This is a genomic window from Rahnella sp. CFA14(1/10), from assembly GCF_004195095.1.
Classification (GTDB): domain Bacteria; phylum Pseudomonadota; class Gammaproteobacteria; order Enterobacterales; family Enterobacteriaceae; genus Rahnella; species Rahnella perminowiae.
In genome coordinates, this window is the sequence record NZ_SEWS01000004.1 from 64,283 (window position 1) to 81,524 (window position 17,242).

The following is a 17,242-nucleotide window of genomic DNA, read 5'->3' on the forward strand; positions in this document are numbered from 1 at the left end:
TTATCAATGCTTGTTCATAATGTTGCTGAAAGAAATGAAGCCGCAAAACGGAGAATGCGGGCATTGCTGTATTTCCTCAAGGAAGAAACATTCTCTGATTTCCGGACCTTAAAAAGAGTTGTCGGATATAAAGGAAAGCATAACCATGCGATGTATAACCTGCTTAATAAAGCAGTTACGACGGGATTCCTGAATAAATACGAATACCCGGTATTGACCGGGAAAAAATCATTGTGGGGGATCACCATGCAGGGACTCGCGATGGTGGTTAGCGCTAATGACAGGGTTTTCCCTGCCTATTTTGAGCCGGGCAAACTTAAACACTCGACGCTGGAACATCGACTGTTAAACCAGCGGGTAAGGATCGCACTAGAAGAAAAAGGCGGTACAGGCTGGCTTAACGGCGACCGGAGAGAGTTTATGTCGCGATACCCAGGTGTCCGACACCGACCGGACGGCATTATTACCTTAAGCAGCGGTGCCATCGTTGCGGTGGAAACAGAGCGAACGATGAAAACACGCGCCCGTTACATCAGCATCATTAACAGTCATCTGGCCGCCAGCGATGCCGGATGCTGGCACTATGCGATGTATGTTATGCCAGATGATAAAACGAAAGAATCGCTGCTCAGGCTGTTTGACAGTATCAGGACGGTGATGAGGTACAGCGTACCGGTTCTGTTTGATGCGAAGAACCGGGAAATGTTTCTCTTTCGCACCATTGATGAACTGGAAGAAAATATCAATGATAAACAGGGTACCCACTCTTCATCAGTTGCTGACGATAACGGGAGAGAACGCCATGAATGACATTTTGATTCATGGCGATTGCCTTGACGTACTCGGCAATATGCCGGGCAACTCTGTGGACAGCATTGTGACCGACCCGCCCTATGGTATTAAATTCATGAGGAAAACGTGGGACTATGATGTCCCTTCACTGGCGATCTGGGAAGAATGTCTGCGTGTACTCAAACCCGGTGGTCATCTGCTGTCTTTCGCGGGATCCCGCACTCAACACCGAATGGCAGCGCGTATTGAGGATGCGGGCTTTGAAATACGTGACATGATCGCATTTCTGTACGAGACCAGCAATGCTGCTCAGGTTCTCATTGATAGTTTGTCGCCAGAACAGCTCAAATTGCTGGACGCGGCATTTGGACGTGACGGGATGCTGGGCTGGGTATACGGTTCTGGATTTCCTAAATCTCATCACACGTTAAAACCAGCACTGGAGCCGATTACCCTTGCCCGTAAGCCATGCAAGGGGTCCTTAGCACCCAATGCAGGCGTATATGGTACCGGCGCTCTGAACATCAGCGAATGCAGGATCCCTCTGGCAGAAGGAGAACCACCCTATGATTATCCAAATGGACCAGGAGGTTCCGATCCTAACCATATGTGGCGAGGCAGAAATAAAGGTGATGGTGATTCCCCTAAACAAGGAAACCCCGATGGTCGCTGGCCCGCCAATCTTATCCATGATGGCAGTGACGCAGTACTTGCTATGTTCCCTGATACCTCTCAGCAGATAGAAATTAGCAACGCCAGTCGATTCTTTTATTGTGCAAAAGCCAGTAAAAAAGACCGTGATGAGGGTAACAATCATATGTGTGTGAAGCCCACCGAGCTGATGCGTTACCTTTGCCGCCTAGTTACGCCCCCGGGCGGTACTGTACTTGATCCTTTTATGGGAAGTGGAAGCACCGGCAAAGCCGCAGCGATGGAAGGTTTCTGTTTCATCGGTATTGAGCGAGAAGAGAATTATGTGAAAATTGCTCGCAGGCGTATTGCTTCAGCACGTAGCACCATGGCTCGTTCTGGCGATGCATAAAGGCACATTAATAGTTGAACTCGGGTTCAATGCCTTTAAACGCGTGTTAGCTCAGATTTGAGCTTACATTTTTATGGCTCATTGCATAATCTTGTCTGACAGGCAGATTTGTGCCAGAAGCGGACATAGCTTCAGATATTCTTATTGTGAAAAAACACAGCCATCAATTATTGTTCAATATCAATAATCAAAGTATGTTAGAGTTTCATTCGCAAGGAAAATCTCATCAGAAAAATGCTTTATCACAGTGTCAAAAGTGGGTAATCTATCACCTATTCATCTAGAGTTCGTTAGGTTTCTTTATCATTCGATTCAATGTTCTTATACAAGGAGTAGTTAGTCTCTATGAGTGTCATAAAAGATTTTTTAGAACAATATAGCAAGCAGTATGATTACTATTCTGAGTTGGCAAAAATAGGCTCAAACTTGCTCGAGCAGGAATTGGAAAAGAGAGGGATTAAAGCCATAGTTTCATTCAGAGCTAAGCGACCAGACCGCTTAGAACAAAAACTTAATCAAAGAAATGAAAAGTCAGCATATGCAGATGTTGCTAATATATATGAAGATATCGTCGACCTGGCAGGTGTTCGAGTAGCTTTATATTTTCCAAAAGATAGAGAAGTAGTTGATGAAACTATTAATTTTTTATTTAACGTCCGAAAAAAGAAAAACTTTCCAGAAGCATCTTATAAACCTAAATTTGAAAAAAGGTTTTCTGGTTACTGGGCATCTCATTATCGTGTCAATTTGAAGAACTCTAACCAAAATAAGAAGCGTTACGAAAGTGCATTATTTGAGATTCAAGTAGCATCGGTTCTCATGCATGCCTGGTCCGAAGTCGAACATGACCTTGTTTACAAACCTCTAGCAGGCGATTTGTCTGAAGAGGAACTTGCAATCCTGGATGAGATTAATGGATTAGTGCTTACTGGCGAAATAGCTCTTGAAAGACTTCAAAAAGCCATAACAAAAAGAACTAAAGAAAAAGATAATATTTCCAATAGATATGAATTAACGAGTTTTATAACCAACTCACTTAATAAGAATTATATAAACAAACTTAAATTAGGTGATACTAAAATTTTATTTAATTATCTCAAAGATAATTCTAGCATAAGCGTCAGTGAACTTTCTGAATATTTGCGTAAAATTAATCAAAGTGAAAAAGAAACAATCACAGATCAATTGCTTCTTATGATTATTAATGATTCATACAAGAGCGTTGGAAGTAATTTAAATCTTTCAAATTATTTCAAACATGCTCTTGGGGAACATAAGGATGTATCAGGGTTTGAGTCATTTGTTAAAACATGGATTTTACTAGAAAAAGCAGTGTCTTTAATTCACAATCAAAACAATCGCCAGCACAAAAAATTCTTCACCGCAAAATTTGAGCCATTGGTTTCTGACGGAGTGCTGACGCGGGAAGAGTCAATTGAACTAAACTATTTTAAAGGAATTAGAAACAACTTACTTCATGGTATAGAAACACCTAACGATAAAGATCTAAATGAAATGTTCGTTAGGTTGTTAGCATTAACTGAGAAGATTATCTCATCTATTAAAAATGATGATGATAAAGCTAAATTGCTCAAAGAAATAAAGACGTTGAGTGATTAAAATATGAGATAAAAATCATGGTCATAGACTAATTATTGTTTTGTATTCAGAGCCTGAATCTAAGCAGAATGATATGTCCGCTCCTCGCTCGCAGCGGACCTTGGCTTGGTTAGCTTGCCCGCCGCGTGCCAGAAGCGGAAGTTGCTAATCTTATGCTTTGCATCAATATAGGAGAGATACTTAAGAAGACCTCGTTGTTCACCGACACTATCTTCAGCACTACCGCTCTGTACTGGTACACTTAGGGCAAATCTGGTTCGACTGGCCATCGGCTTGTCAGATCCAGTAACTGACTACAGCCAAAAAGGGTAAGCATCCGGTGAACTCATATTGACAGATCCGATGGGAGCGATCTCAGGTTTCCCCGGAAGCGTTCGTCAGGTGGTGAAGTACTGAGTAAGGTATTGCCCGTGTGTGGCGCAGGAACTGAGTCAGGTGTAGGGTCGTTCTGAAGCCATGTGATATGCGGGTTACCGCTATTTACGTTGTCAGATGCGCAATTCCTTAGTGCGGACATCGGGGCTTTCTGTCAGGCGTCTATGCCCCGAAGGTGAACCCCCGCAGCGGCAGCAACGCGTCCAGCTCTTCTTCCGGCAAGCCCGGTAACCGTTGCAGCACATCCGTCAGCCAGGCTTGCGGATCAAGGCCATTCATCTTCGCTGTTTCCAGCAGACTCATGATTCTGGCTGCACGCTCACCCGCAGCAACCGAACCTGCAAAGAGCAAGTTGGTCCGCCCCATAACCACCGGTCTGATGGTCCTCTCACAGCGATTGTTGTCCAGCGGCAACGCACCATCCTCCAGGAAGCGGCTGAGCGTCATTCGTCGTTTTAGTGCATACTTGAGCCAATACATTTAAAGGGTTGATGGGCTCTTTGCCCCCCCCCTTCAGACTGCGAATTTTCCTCCCATAACACCACAGCTACTCGGCCCACTGCTATGTAAGGTTAAAGCCACATTCCTTTGCGGCTTCTTAATCCTGCCCTCAGGCTTTATCCATCAAATAACGATGCGCTTTTGATGCCGCACTTGCAGCTTTGAAAATATAGCGTTTGTCGTTTTTCAGCGCTTTCAGCCAGGAAGCAATATAGCTTTCGTGCTGGACCTCTCCAACAATCCCCAGAACCGCCATCAGAAAAGCACTTCCCAGCTCCGCCACTAATTCCTCCTCCGCATAATCTGCACTGCCAAATTTCCCTTTCATTTCACGATTAAGTCGTTTTTTACCACCGCTCCAGTGAACCAGCTCATGCAGGCCGGTAGCATAGAAATTAGCTGCATCTGAAAACAGATGGCGCTCTGGTAGCCAGATCTCATCAGTTGAGGGTCTGAAAAAGGCGTTTTGTCCTTTCTCAATGATGTTTGCGCCGCTTTTCTGGAACAGATTTTCAGCCTCCGGCAACGGGTCAAAGGTTGCTTCCGGGTTGACTGTCTCAGTTGTCAGAGGCAAGCCGTCAATTTGTTCAACATTGAACACATTGAAGGTTTTCAGCATCGGGATCTGGTCGATGTCACCGTCTTCGTTTTCTTTCTCTAAGGTTGTATAGAAAATGGCTGTCGTGCCATGCTCGCCTTTGCGAACTTGCCCACCTACTTCCTGTGCTTGTTTGTAGGTCATCCAACGTGAATCACGGAAGCCCTGTTTTGACGCACTGCACCACAACAGCATGATATTCATTCCGCTATACGCGATACCGGTTGCGAAATTGGAAGGTAACCCTGACATGCCCGGGACTCTCTGCCACGGACAGGACCAAGGCTTAACGCCTGCCTCAAGTGCAGAAATGATGCTATCCGTTACGGTCTGATAAATATCGGTTTTAGTTTTAGAAAATTTCGTTTTTGAGGAGCCTGACTGCTCCAGCGGGGATACGCTGGTCGCCGCTGCGGTGTTAGGGGCGCTAGTCTGGGTATGCAGGGAAATAGTCATGTTTTTTCTCCATCAGTAGTGTGATTTTCGTCTTCGTATCGCCTGACGGTTCGCTTTCCCGACATCGTTCCGGACAGCAAGGGCGCAGAATGCGTGCCATTTACCCTTGCGGGACGGGTTGTGTTGGGAAACGATTAGCCGGAAGCAGATACGGGAAGAGAAATCACATGGGAGAAAAAACTGACCCTGCATATTCGAGCGTAGCGCCGCTTGCTCCGCAGCGGTGAAAACGATTTTGGTTATTAACTGGATCGTCATATGTTGCCTTGCTTCCATTTCAAAGAACTTTTTACTTGTAAACGGCTAGTCCAATGCTCCTTGGATGATAATGATAAAATTTCGTAGTTATCTGATTGTGAGATTGACTAAACCCCTCATTTGGGTAACATTTGTACACATTTATACAAATGCAGTGCCTACGCAACTGAGGGCGGTAGCTTGGGTGTAGTTCATCGCTTACTATCGTTGACAGCAAATTGGCTATGACATTCAAGCGCGTCTTCAGAAGCAAAATATAAGAAACGAGCTATCCGGTTAATCCTGATTATCGCGGAGTCAAATTCAGTATCAGGACCAGTGTCAAATGCAGTTATCAACTAAGAAGATGTTTGTCATAACATGGGGTTTTGTTTATGCACGTCGTTCACGGTGAAACTATTAACGATATAACAATGAAGATCTTAGAAAAAGTGCTTAATGAAGGCGTGAGCATATCGACAAGGAATGGGAATGCTGTAACTATCTACGATGTTAGTATAATTTTGCACAATCCGAGATCAAGGCATTTAAGTTTAGAAGGTCGAAAGAACAACATATTCGCCACTTTTGCTGAGGCTATGTGGGTGCTCGCTGGCGATAACAGAATAAAACCATATTTAACTTTTTTTTTACCAAGAGCACCTAAATATTCAGATGATGGGGTTATTTGGCGAGCAGCTTATGGAGAGAGACTATACGCTCATGGGCAACTAGAAAATGTAGTGCAACAATTCAAAAAAGAAGGGATATTTACCAGAAGAGCTGTTATTAGCTTATATATGCCTGACAGAGACACTAATGATAGCCTCATAAATGTATACAACTTAGAAAATAGTCTTGATATACCCTGTAATAATTTAATCCATTTCTTTATCACTCCAGACAAAAAATTAAACATTAAAATAACTCAAAGAAGTGGCGATCTAATATTTGGTGTAAGCAGTATAAATATATTTGAATTTAGCTTACTTCAAGAACTAGTTCTTTTTATACTACAGAGAGAAGTCGATAATCAAATTGAATTGGGGTATTTACATCAATCAGTAACAAATCTCCATATATATGCAGACAAAATAGATCAAGCCAATGAAATTTATAAAAGAAAAGAAAAACAAAAAACAGGATTGATAAATAATGATAAAATATCATTCCCAACATCACTAGCCAGTATTAAATTATTATTCTGTGATATCGTTTCATTTCTTGAACGAATAATAGTAGACATCCCACAAAAAATAGACACATTAGATAAAGAGGCGGAAAAACTAAAAAATATATTTAGAAAGCATCTTGTTGAAACTGAAAGCAATTTGCTCTGGGGATATGCAGAGGCAGCACTGTCATATATCTTTCAAGAAAGGTTCAATAAAACAATAGTATTAACAAGCAAGTTAAGCAATGATTTCAATTTAAGCGTAACTTCAAATCACTTTAATAACTCCAATAAGGAACGTCTATGAAAATTGCATTCATGGGTAGATCAGGTAGTGGAAAAGATTTTCTTGCCAATTATCTAATATCCAATCACGACTTTATTAGATTATCGTTTAGTGATCAACTTAAGAAATTGGCTAATTACATTTACCCTTGGATGAAAAAAGATTATACTCCTGATGAAAAAATGTCACCTCTAAATTTAGACTTGCCTACCGGTGACTTAATTTCTCACTCACCAAGAGAAATCTGGCTAAGTCTAGACAAGTTAAGGGGAATTGAAGAAAAAATATTCATTAGAATGTTATCAGAAGAGTTGAAATTATTAGAAGATGACGGAGAATCGAATAAAAACATAATAATTACTGACATAAGATCGAATGAAGAATTCGCATGGTGTAAGAATAATAAGTTCACTATAGTCCATATCGAACGAAATAATAACAATTATAAAAAATATGACATCGATAAGTATGTAGATGAGAATAAATCAAAATCAGATTATCATTTCGACAATAGTACGATCGGGTTAGGTAACTTTGAAACTTTCTGTAAAAAGGTGTTCTTCCGTGAATAACAAAAACGATCAGCTTTTTTGTAATGTCAGAGAGATGAAAATTAAAACTGCTAAACCCATCTTAAATGAAACTGTAGTCAGGGAATGGTTTTATCATCAGCGTGAGAGAACTTCGATATATTACAAAAAAGAAATACTAAACCTCCCACCCTTTTGGACAGATGACGAAATATTGAGAAATTATAAATTTGTGAATACTAAAAGAACGTGGGACAAAGAAACCAAGTGGTTATTAAAAAATGTAATTAGCAATGATTCATTGAGCTATGAAAATAAAATACTCAACTCATTTCTATTCAGAGTAATAAACAAAAGCGAAACATTAAATGAACTTAATGCTCCCTTCGATTTTTCAAAAATGACCCTTGGTGACATTAATGAAAAAATAAGAGAGATAACTTATGATATTTCTCTAAAAAATCCAGACTATGTTTTTTTTAGTGCAGCTTATATTTTGGGTGGGCCGAAGGTTAACTTTGGAAAATTCTTAGAAAAAAAAGAAAGCGCAGTTGAAAAAGACATGGTTATTAGGATGATAAAATTTGTTTTCTATAACCAAGAAATAATTGTAAATGGTGTCAAGTCTTCGGTAAATCAGTTTGAAGTATTTAATCATCTCAAGTCTTTTTCAGGTATTGGAGATTTTCTTGCTTATCAAATTTTTGTAGATTTAACATATATAATAAGTTTTCCTTTTACAGAGATGAACTTTGTGATTTCAGGTCCAGGCTGTGAAAGAGGAATAAATTGGATTTTTTCTAACCGAGACGGAATGAATAGTGAAGAGTGTTTATTTTGGTTCACTATTAACCAAGATCAAATTGCGGAAAAATATCATGAAGAATGGGAGCTAGATAAAATATTTCATTTCTTACCCAAAGAAGAAAGAGTTTATACTTTAATGGATATGGAAAATAGTGGTGCATGCGAGATAGATAAAAGATGCCGTACTAAATTTGGTAATAAAAGGCCAAAACAAAAATATCATTACCAAAGTAATAATTTGAGTTTACTTTGATAACTCCAAAGATCTAGAAAGGATTTAAAATGGCTAGAGAAATTAAGAAAAATGTTTTTGTTAGTCATCATCACAAAGATGACGCTAGTGTTGATGGAGTTTCGCGTTTAGCTGCAGCAAAGGGTTATCAGCTACGTAATAGTTCTGTCAGAATGAAACCTGAAAACCAGAGACGTGCTGATGAAAATAGAATTAGTGATAAAACTATAGCACGTTTACTTAGGATGAAAATGAGATGGGCTGGCCAAGTTATCGTAGTTATCGGGAAAGAGACACATACAAGACCTTGGGTCAATTGGGAAATTCAAGCAGCTCATCAGCTTGGAAAACCGATCATAGGTGTATATGAGAATGGTCTAAAAGGGGATGTAAAACTACCAGAAAATCTCGAAAAATATGCAACTTCTATCGTTGCCTGGAGAGGTGACGCCATAATCAACGCATTAGAAGGTAAAACTAGCTTTCAAAAGCCTGATGGTACGGATCGGGGGAAAAATCAAGGAGGTAATGTCGTATGCTAATTGAACCTAACTCTCATCTTTATGTCTATATAATAACGCGAGACTTTGGTTTTGCTCCTAATCCATTTCATGGACGTTGTACTTTAGCAACATGCAAACCTGGAATTAGAAAGTCTGCTAAAGTAGGTGATTGGGTCCTAGGAGTTGGTGGAGCTAATTTAAAATCAGTGAAGCACAAATGCATCCTATTAATGAAGGTTACTGAAAAAATTAGCTTTAATGATTATTGGCATGATGTTAGGTTCTCTATCAAAAAGCCAGCTAGAAATGGTAGCCATGTACAGATGTTGGGAGATAATATTTACCATCAAGATGAAAATAATCAATGGATTCAAGAAGACTCTCATCATAGCAATGCTAATGGCTCATTTAACATGACCAATCTAGAACGTGATACTAGTTCTGACCAAGTGTTGATTTCAGATCATTTCTATTATTTCGGCGATAAGGCAGTTGAAGTAGACTTAGACTCAATTGCATATCACAGGGGCATAGGCTATAAAAAAATCCCCTTAGAACACTCTATACCCGCAAATGTTCTTATAAAAACAATGGAACTTGAGTTTAGCAGTTATAAAAATTTAGTTATATCTGATCCATATCAATTTTCAGATTTCTATAAACGTGTAGATCAAGGTACTGGAGAGGTCTATTAGTTAGTACATCCCTTATCTTTATGAGTAAAATATTCTCTGTTGGTGGAGGTGCCAGCTTTTCCTCTTTATCAAAGCATAAATATTGTGTTGGTTTTATCAATACACATTGCTTCACAGTCGCAATCAATCACGTCTATGACTATTTCAACTTTTAAACTCGTCGAAATAACGCTTAAAGCTCACTATTACCTAACGTTTAAGCCATTTAAATGACTCGGAGGTGTTTGTTAAAGTTTTAGCTATTCAAACACACCAAGTCAAATTACCATTAAGTAAAAACTAGTTATTCAATACAATTTGAAAATTTTTCATCATAAAATCACCTTAATATAACTATCCCAATGTCTAGGTTAAGGTGAAATTAAATTTTGAAAGAAGGTCCGCGCGGCTTTCCTACTTTACTTTCTTGAATGATGACGGTTTTAACAACATCCTGTACGTCTGAAAGAGTAGTAGGCGGTAAATTGATAGAATTATAAGTCCAATAGCGTTGGCACAATTGCTCAAATATTACGTTGACGCATGATGATACATCATGGGTACCAAATAACTTTATGTTGTCCTCACGGGATAAATTGTTGTTCAGAGAAGCTGGCGTAAGCTCCGCCGCAAGCTTCTGTGAAAATCCCCCGAGTCCTCCAATAAGATAACACGGTAACCTATGTTCTTGAGCAAGTTCCATTTCCTCAGCGACTCCGGGATTGATACCATCTTTTGTATGCATTTTTCCACCTACTGCCACCATCATATTCTGAGATGCAACCAGAACCTTACGCATATCTTTCAGGCTTCCATTTCTTGTTTGCGCATTGGCAACCGTTCCGTGACCGCGTTTACGGGTCACAACCAACTCTGCAACATCCGTCATTGCAGCAATTTCATCCTCAAGGTATCCAGAGAACCACAAGTCTGACATAACAAGCGTGACAGGTGGCCTTGAATTCCATGTTGCGTGCAATCTTGCTTGTCGAAGAATTATAGGCGTAAAACTTGGGTGGCATCCATGGACAATCCTTCCTCCGTACTTAAAAATTAATCCACTGAATAGAGCCACGAATTCGAGGATCCCTCTATCCATAGCTCTTTCGGTCCAGCTTTCACGTTCTGGAATCGCGCCTGTTAACCCTACATCAAGCCCTTCAAAAGAGACATTGATTTTCGTATTACGCTCCTGTCCTCTTGTCATTTATTCCCCACATCAACAAAATTTGAGGCTAATAAAGCAGATACTTCCTGGTAATGTAATACCGTTACGTACCCATCGAGAAAACACTCTAGCTGATTAAAAGATAATAGATCACCATCGTAAATAAAAAAGGCATAATTTGAATTTGGCTGAGTTTTTAGGAACTGCCTGAATTTATCAAGAGCTGGCAGGTAGACTTCAGAATACGCCGAACAGTGGCTATTGACTGTAGTCTGAAATCTTCGATTATTGACTTTGCTCGATCTGTACATAGAAAGTGCTTTGTTCAATGAAGCCCAGTCATAACCGGCATCCTTAAAGCTGTTTTCTACGATGAAAGGAACGCGGCATCTTCTGATAAAAATGTCGCAAAGATACGTTTCAATCTGCTGAGTAACTGTATCCAGTTCATCTTCTGAAAGAGGTGTCTGTACATGTACATCTTCAAAAGGCATATCGACCCATCGCTGAAGATTCAATAATGTGCGCAACCGGGGACCTTTTTTTTGATCGGATTTTGTCCTAAAGACGACTGGAAGGATGGGGATCAACATGCCATCTGCAATATTGATTTCCTCTGCGATCCACCTTGAATTGATAGACTCCGGAGTATCAATAAGTAAAAGTAAACTGGCCTCAGTCAATGCTGACTCTATGTTTTTTTGAACGGGGTCCCCGGGCAAAATTCTGGTATTACCATCAAGCTCAAGTGCCTCATCCCTCCAAGGTTTATAGCCTAGCTCGTGGAGATGAGCTTCAATCTGTTTTGCAATCTGCGTTCCATCAACGGCACGGTAGGATATAAACACCTTAGTATTTCGACCCTGAAGGCGTAAACCCAGCATTGCCCCCACACGGCGCGTAAGTCCGCCATCTGGAATGAGTATCGTATTGTCAAAGGGAAGCGCTTTATATTCTGAAGCAACACCAGGTGGGATTAGTGTAAAAGTATTAATTGCAACAGGTAGCAACAGTGCCGTTTCCTGTCTATTAGAAAGAAAATTTCTGATAAAATCATCAGATTGTTCAGGAGTCGAGCTTTCGTCAAACAAAAATATCAATAAATCATTCCACTCTGGCTCCCCCGGCCATGAGGTAACCTGGCCACTCAGAACCAGTTCAATTGATACGTTATTGTGAAATAACTCATACAGCAATTCCTTCACCGCTTTAGCAAAAACCGCGCAGGATTCATTATGCAAAATGGTAATCATATATAACTTCTCAATATTTTATTGTTTTTTGGGAATAATTTTTAATTATTCCCTCAACGCCAAGAGTCAAACACACCGATTTTATATTTATTTAAGCAATCAGAAAAACCTTTAATAAACTCATCCTTTTGCTCATAATACTTATAATTTCGTTGAAAACGTGAGACGACAGTAACATGTATAAGACTTATCTTAGCAAGGCATTAACGAGATTGATGGTGAGTAAATATTCCTCGGCACTTCAGTTGTTACTCTCGTTACCGCATTCTGATTTAACTGAGAATCACCTATGCAATCAATATAAGGTTCAAACCTAATTTATCGAAGTGTCTTTTGACACCAAAAACAAGGTCTACACCTCTAATATAATGATGAAAGAAGATATCATAAAGCTCTTTGTTATATTTTCACGTAATTCAATTATTACTCTAAAATCTGTCAGTGCAGCCATCCGAAATTTTCATCATCTGTCATTTGATAAAATATCTAGGCAAAACTAAAAACCTCGATGTGATATTATTTTAACCACGATGAAAAATTTTTATAACCTTCATCGAGCGTCCAGTCATAACTTAGGTAAAGGGAACTTAACTTTATGGCTTTGTTTTCATATCCTGAGGACATTGAAGTCGAGCAAGTATGTGTGGATTTTCCATCTATCTTTTTATATTCAACCCAGTTCCCATCTGTGTATTCTTTCAATGTTACTGTTTTCCCATCAGCTGAAAAACATGCAGCAACGTACTCCAGTGGATTTCTGCCTTTAGGTTTGGTTTTGCCATCCTTCCCATTTATGTTATTAATATGCACAACAAGTAAATGATTTCCACGAAGGAAGCTTTTCATTATTTCATAACGGACCCAAGGTCTTTCGAAAGTCTCAGTTCCAGTTAGGACTACCGTATTACTGGTATATTCAAGTGCTTTGTTAATCATCTTCTTGAGCGCTATATCGCCATCTTTCTTGTTTTCTTCCCAGATGCTTTTATCAAAGAAACCAGCCTCCTCTCTGTCCGACTTTAGCACCCAGTGCTTACGAACAACATTGGCTCGGAATTCGACAACATCTTGATAGTGAAAACTGAAAAACACCTTCTTGGCCATGAATCAACTCCTTTTGATAACTGCAAAAATTTTAGTTTGTAAAAAGCACCCAGTTTACTCTGCTAAGTAAGGCTGATGATTATCAGGTTCAACAAGTGTCATATATTGTGAACTAATTCACAAATGGCTGCGACAATTAATTTAGCGCATCCTTAATGACGGCTTCAATTTCCTATCGCCACTTACCTTAGCAGCAAGCTCTTACCCGAATGTTGGTAAATATAATTATCATAAATATAGATTGTTGGCAAAAAGTTTAGTTATGGTAGCCATGAAAAATTTGCAATCATAATATTAGCTTTAATTGATTGAAAAATATTGACTTATTGCAAGAAAGTTAGTTTTAAAACCCATCTATTGGAAGTAAGTCTATTACAGGAAATTTTTCGTTCTGCAAAGTGATTATAACAAAATTAAACACTGATAAAATGGATTTATAAAGATAAACAAACTATCTTTCTTGCTTGTTAGCAACAGCAATTGAGTTTTCTCATAATGCTTGATTATTATATATTTCCGATGCGGTTGCGGCCTTAAGGCACCTCATTTTTCACACCCGTGGGGTTATTCTCATATTAAGGTTGTGCTGTCTATTATCCAATCAAAGCATACCACCTGTACTGGTGGTTTTCCGCACGCACATCATGCGGTTGATTTCAATAAGGATACTTCATGCTGCCTCGTAGTCCTTTAAGTGGATGTCGCGTTCATCTCTCTGGCTCAATTTCAGAAACTGCTGATGAAGAGAGCATTTGTCGATTCGTTCACCAGCTTGTAAAACTGGTATTGCGGGAGGGTGGTTCTATTGTACATGGCAGTCACCCTTCTCTTGTTCCTGTTATTGAGGCTGCAGCCAGACAGTACGTTGGTGCAGGTGGACATCGTGGTGACATTCTCTTAGTCCGCTCTCAAGCGTTCTCCAAAACAACTGAACAAACTGCTGAGATCGAACGCCTTCGCCAGTGCACTACCGTACATATTGTTCCGGTAAAGGGGGACGGTGCAACAACTGATGCAAATGAAATATTGCTTTCAATGCGTGAGTGGATTGCCGAAACAAGCGATGTAATTGTCTGCGTTGGCGGAAAATGGTGGGACATTAATAAAAGCAGAGCAGGCGTGCCTGCTGAACTTGGCTGCATGTTGAGTCTCGGCAAACCAGCATTTTTGGCCGCGGGTCTTGGTGGCGCAACGCAGGGATACGTCAAAGACCACCCTGAAATCCTGTCACAATTGCAAAACGGACTCAGCGAAGACGCAAATAGAATGCTTGCATACGAGGTGGACACCTCAAATATTGCCAATGCTGTAGTAAACCAGCTAAAACTTTTACCCCGTGTTCGCCACAACATCAGCAGTGGCCGAAATTTTCGAATTCTGGCGCTCGATGGAGGGGGACTCAGAGGAACATTTACCGCATCAGTACTCGCTAAATGGGATGATATGTTGGGACGAGGGGGAGACAATAACCTTGCCTCGCATTTTGATCTTATAGCCGGGACTTCAACAGGCGCTATTCTTGCGATTGGCCTCGCTATGGGGATACCACCAGCTGAAATCCTACAGTTCTATCGGGAACGAGGACCGTCCATTTTCCCGCAGCAGGGAATGGCCAAACAATTTCTGCGTTCCAAGCATGAATCATCGACCCTAAGAGAGATGCTCACTGAAGTATTTGGTGATCGCAATCTCTCCGAAAATGCACGCTCTAGGCTAGTACTGCCAACTGTCAGGGCAGTAAGAGGCGAATCAGATAGTATCGTTACCGCTCATAGCCCTGATCGGACACAGTACGAGCATATAAGTGCTGTCGATGCCGCACTTGCTTCTTCGGCAGCTCCTACCTATTTTCAGGAAGCCAGCATACAGGATGATACCAAAACCGCACTCGATTATCTTGATGGGGGTTTATGGGCCAATAACCCCATTTTGCCAGCTATATCAGAGGCTGTTCGTTATCTGGGTATCCCTATTGACCGTATCGATGTACTGAATATCGGTACCATTTCCCATGAGTACGATTTTTCTTCCTCGTTGGGTAAAGGCTTTGCTGGCTGGGCATTACAATTTACTGACCTTTTCTTCTCTACGCAGGAGCATGCCGCTCATCAGATCGCCAGGAATCTGATTGGGCCTACACGTATGTTAAGAGTGAACCAACAATCATCGGAGGAAATAAAACTCGATGATGTCTCTTCAATTGAAGAGATGGCACAGCGAGGAAATAGTTTAGCTGTGGATACATTCGCTGAAGTGAGGTCGCGTTTCTTGGATGGAAACCTTGCAGATGACTGGCGCGAGAAAAAGAATATCTGATAATTCCACGAATATTTAAAAGATACTAACTGTAATTTTTGAGGAACCATAATTCATGTTTGTTGATATTGGAATTCAAAATTTTGATGCCCGTGCGTTAAATCACTCATCGTCCGAAATCTCGCTATTCAGGCAAAAAAGCAATGCAGCATTCAACAGAGACAAACTTCAAAGTTTTCTCCTCGGCAGCGAAAATGTACTTAACGCTGAAGCTATAGTCGACGCCTGTTTTCCTGAAGTTCATGCTGACGTTTTCCTCTCACATGCTCACCGTGACGAAGAAGATGTCATTAAACTGGCACTGAGTCTTGAAAAATTAGGACTGAATGTGTTTGTTGACTCATGCGTCTGGGGGTGGGCTGACGAAATTCTGAGGGTCATTGACGAGGAATTCTGCTATAAAAAAACCAGTCAAACCTTTGACTATGATCTCCGAAATCGAACCACTTCAAATGTTTACATGATCCTTAACTCTGCACTTCAAAATATGATTGCGAGCACTGAGCTTCTGCTCTTTCTTCAGACCAATAACTCCGTCAAAATCGGTGAGTATGTAAAAAACAAGACTCATTTATCCTCACCATGGATCTTTTCGGAACTGATATTTGCTAAACTGGGCCAGCGTACAAAACGCCGGAGGGTCAAAAATTATGCTTTTGAAAGCTTTGCATCTGATAGTAAACAAACAGAACTGAACAAAAGCTTTGAAGTGGCTTTTCCAAACCCTGGGAGCCGCTATGAACTCGCGAATAACGAACTGCAACAATGGATTCAACAAGGCTACGAGAAAAACATCTCTGACGATTTTTCTGCGTTGACTCACCTTGATGTGCTTTACCGCCGAGCTGGGATTTCATCTGATGAGCTTTCAGAGTCAAGGTTGCTACTTCCTCCAAAGCATTAAAACTACAGGCCTACTTGGCACGTAAGGTATTGATGTCGTGCTAAAAGGATTAGCATCAAAGTCTGGACGCTGAGAATCATGATGCCTATTCCCGCCCCCGACTTGCACGCCGACGTCTGGCTAACAACTCGGGGCAATAAGGCCTTTTGGCTTGAAGCATACCAATCAATATATTATATCCTAATATAATTATGGATGACGTTCAGTATGTTCCAAGAGATGACGACGGGCTCTAGAATTGTTGTATTACCAGCTAAACTCAAAGAGAAATGATCTGCTAAAGACCGAAGCGTATGGTGACTAAACCATTTCTATCCTCCGCTTTCCCCTTACGTTCAGAAGGAATTGCGTTCTGGCTGCACCATCCGCATTAGTATTTAACTGATCTCAATTTTTCGAAACACCATAATGTTAGCAATGTACGCCGCTTACATTTATCAGGCAGTCAGACATGGTTAAAGAACGTAAGGGCTCCAGTCCTCCCTAATCTGAGATCTTATCCAATCCGAATTCTTCGACCACACGAATAGTATATTTCTTACTGCAGTTCCTAAAGATGAGGCTTTTTCTCTGAAAATAAAGGGGGTCATTTTAGGGGTCTTGACTGGAAGGGATTTCTACTCTAGCCTATTTATCAGCCACATACTGGCAAAGGCGATCCCAGTCAGAG

14 protein-coding genes and 1 pseudogene are annotated in these 17,242 nt (G+C 40.6%); 10 read left to right on the forward strand and 5 right to left on the reverse strand.

Going from position 1 to position 17,242, the window contains the following annotated elements; genetic code table 11:
* Window positions 1-6: 6 nt before the first annotated feature.
* From mobC to EVX52_RS09290, 3 genes are all read left to right on the forward strand, one after another.
* The gene (gene mobC / locus EVX52_RS09280; protein ID WP_129991142.1) at window positions 7-810 is read left to right on the forward strand and encodes a MobC family replication-relaxation protein; all 804 of its coding nucleotides are present in this window, start codon (window positions 7-9) and stop codon (window positions 808-810) included.
* Entirely contained in the window at window positions 803-1,834 is a 1,032-nt protein-coding gene (locus EVX52_RS09285) for a site-specific DNA-methyltransferase (RefSeq protein ID WP_129991143.1), read from the forward strand. Before mobC ends, EVX52_RS09285 begins: the two co-directional genes overlap by 8 nt.
* A 345-nt stretch (window positions 1,835-2,179) precedes the next feature.
* A complete protein-coding gene (locus EVX52_RS09290; RefSeq protein WP_129991144.1) occupies window positions 2,180-3,454 on the forward strand; it encodes a GTP pyrophosphokinase family protein in 1,275 nt (424 codons plus the stop codon).
* Between the two features lie 537 nt (window positions 3,455-3,991).
* Here the strand turns inward: EVX52_RS09290 and EVX52_RS09295 are convergent.
* Window positions 3,992-4,300 (reverse strand): annotated as a pseudogene (locus tag EVX52_RS09295) (transposase domain-containing protein); the annotation flags it as partial.
* Window positions 4,301-4,439: 139 nt separating this feature from the next.
* Window positions 4,440-5,384 (reverse strand): ArdC family protein, encoded by a 945-nt coding sequence (locus tag EVX52_RS09300; protein WP_129991145.1) that lies wholly within the window; start codon window positions 5,382-5,384, stop codon window positions 4,440-4,442.
* Window positions 5,385-6,055: 671 nt separating this feature from the next.
* On the opposite strand from EVX52_RS09300, the gene EVX52_RS09305 reads away from it, so the two are divergent.
* Genes EVX52_RS09305 through EVX52_RS09325 form a run of 5 tightly spaced genes read left to right on the forward strand, consistent with a single transcriptional unit; the run spans window position 6,056 to window position 9,848 of the window.
* Window positions 6,056-7,102 carry a thymidylate synthase gene (locus EVX52_RS09305; RefSeq protein ID WP_205952652.1) on the forward strand — a complete coding sequence of 349 codons (1,047 nt, stop codon included), beginning with the start codon at window positions 6,056-6,058 and terminating at the stop codon, window positions 7,100-7,102.
* Window positions 7,099-7,653 carry an adenylate kinase gene (locus EVX52_RS09310; protein WP_129991147.1) on the forward strand — a complete coding sequence of 185 codons (555 nt, stop codon included), beginning with the start codon at window positions 7,099-7,101 and terminating at the stop codon, window positions 7,651-7,653. Before EVX52_RS09305 ends, EVX52_RS09310 begins: the two co-directional genes overlap by 4 nt.
* Entirely contained in the window at window positions 7,646-8,671 is a 1,026-nt protein-coding gene (locus EVX52_RS09315) for a nucleotide kinase domain-containing protein (protein ID WP_129991148.1), read from the forward strand. The genes EVX52_RS09310 and EVX52_RS09315 overlap by 8 nt, the downstream gene beginning before the upstream one ends.
* Window positions 8,672-8,700: 29 nt before the next feature.
* Window positions 8,701-9,192 (forward strand): TIR domain-containing protein, encoded by a 492-nt coding sequence (locus EVX52_RS09320; protein WP_129991149.1) that lies wholly within the window; start codon window positions 8,701-8,703, stop codon window positions 9,190-9,192.
* On the forward strand, window positions 9,186-9,848 hold the full coding sequence (locus EVX52_RS09325) for a hypothetical protein (protein ID WP_129991150.1): 663 nt from the start codon (window positions 9,186-9,188) through the stop codon (window positions 9,846-9,848). Before EVX52_RS09320 ends, EVX52_RS09325 begins: the two co-directional genes overlap by 7 nt.
* A gap of 361 nt (window positions 9,849-10,209) precedes the next feature.
* Here EVX52_RS09325 and EVX52_RS09330 read toward each other — a convergent pair whose 3' ends face one another.
* From EVX52_RS09330 to EVX52_RS09340, 3 genes are all read right to left on the reverse strand, one after another.
* On the reverse strand, window positions 10,210-11,034 hold the full coding sequence (locus EVX52_RS09330; RefSeq protein WP_129991151.1) for a hypothetical protein: 825 nt from the start codon (window positions 11,032-11,034) through the stop codon (window positions 10,210-10,212).
* The gene (locus tag EVX52_RS09335; RefSeq protein ID WP_129991152.1) at window positions 11,031-12,248 is read right to left on the reverse strand and encodes a toll/interleukin-1 receptor domain-containing protein; all 1,218 of its coding nucleotides are present in this window, start codon (window positions 12,246-12,248) and stop codon (window positions 11,031-11,033) included. The genes EVX52_RS09330 and EVX52_RS09335 overlap by 4 nt, the downstream gene beginning before the upstream one ends.
* 516 nt (window positions 12,249-12,764) lie before the next feature.
* Window positions 12,765-13,352 carry a TIR domain-containing protein gene (locus tag EVX52_RS09340; protein WP_129991153.1) on the reverse strand — a complete coding sequence of 196 codons (588 nt, stop codon included), beginning with the start codon at window positions 13,350-13,352 and terminating at the stop codon, window positions 12,765-12,767.
* A gap of 672 nt (window positions 13,353-14,024) precedes the next feature.
* Here EVX52_RS09340 and EVX52_RS09345 point away from each other — a divergent pair.
* On the forward strand, window positions 14,025-15,668 hold the full coding sequence (locus tag EVX52_RS09345) for a CBASS cGAMP-activated phospholipase (RefSeq protein WP_129991154.1): 1,644 nt from the start codon (window positions 14,025-14,027) through the stop codon (window positions 15,666-15,668).
* A 55-nt stretch (window positions 15,669-15,723) separates the two neighbouring features.
* A complete protein-coding gene (locus tag EVX52_RS09350; RefSeq protein ID WP_129991155.1) occupies window positions 15,724-16,572 on the forward strand; it encodes a toll/interleukin-1 receptor domain-containing protein in 849 nt (282 codons plus the stop codon).
* Window positions 16,573-17,242: the final 670 nt, after the last annotated feature.

Coding starts and splice junctions, on each gene's coding strand:
- mobC (WP_129991142.1), top strand. CDS start 7: ATGCTTGTTCATAATGTTGCTGAAAGAAATGAAGCCGCAAAACGGAGA.
- EVX52_RS09285 (WP_129991143.1), top strand. CDS start 803: ATGAATGACATTTTGATTCATGGCGATTGCCTTGACGTACTCGGCAAT.
- EVX52_RS09290 (WP_129991144.1), top strand. CDS start 2,180: ATGAGTGTCATAAAAGATTTTTTAGAACAATATAGCAAGCAGTATGAT.
- EVX52_RS09300 (WP_129991145.1), bottom strand. CDS start 5,384: ATGACTATTTCCCTGCATACCCAGACTAGCGCCCCTAACACCGCAGCG.
- EVX52_RS09305 (WP_205952652.1), top strand. CDS start 6,056: ATGAAGATCTTAGAAAAAGTGCTTAATGAAGGCGTGAGCATATCGACA.
- EVX52_RS09310 (WP_129991147.1), top strand. CDS start 7,099: ATGAAAATTGCATTCATGGGTAGATCAGGTAGTGGAAAAGATTTTCTT.
- EVX52_RS09320 (WP_129991149.1), top strand. CDS start 8,701: ATGGCTAGAGAAATTAAGAAAAATGTTTTTGTTAGTCATCATCACAAA.
- EVX52_RS09325 (WP_129991150.1), top strand. CDS start 9,186: ATGCTAATTGAACCTAACTCTCATCTTTATGTCTATATAATAACGCGA.
- EVX52_RS09330 (WP_129991151.1), bottom strand. CDS start 11,034: ATGACAAGAGGACAGGAGCGTAATACGAAAATCAATGTCTCTTTTGAA.
- EVX52_RS09335 (WP_129991152.1), bottom strand. CDS start 12,248: ATGATTACCATTTTGCATAATGAATCCTGCGCGGTTTTTGCTAAAGCG.
- EVX52_RS09340 (WP_129991153.1), bottom strand. CDS start 13,352: ATGGCCAAGAAGGTGTTTTTCAGTTTTCACTATCAAGATGTTGTCGAA.
- EVX52_RS09345 (WP_129991154.1), top strand. CDS start 14,025: ATGCTGCCTCGTAGTCCTTTAAGTGGATGTCGCGTTCATCTCTCTGGC.
- EVX52_RS09350 (WP_129991155.1), top strand. CDS start 15,724: ATGTTTGTTGATATTGGAATTCAAAATTTTGATGCCCGTGCGTTAAAT.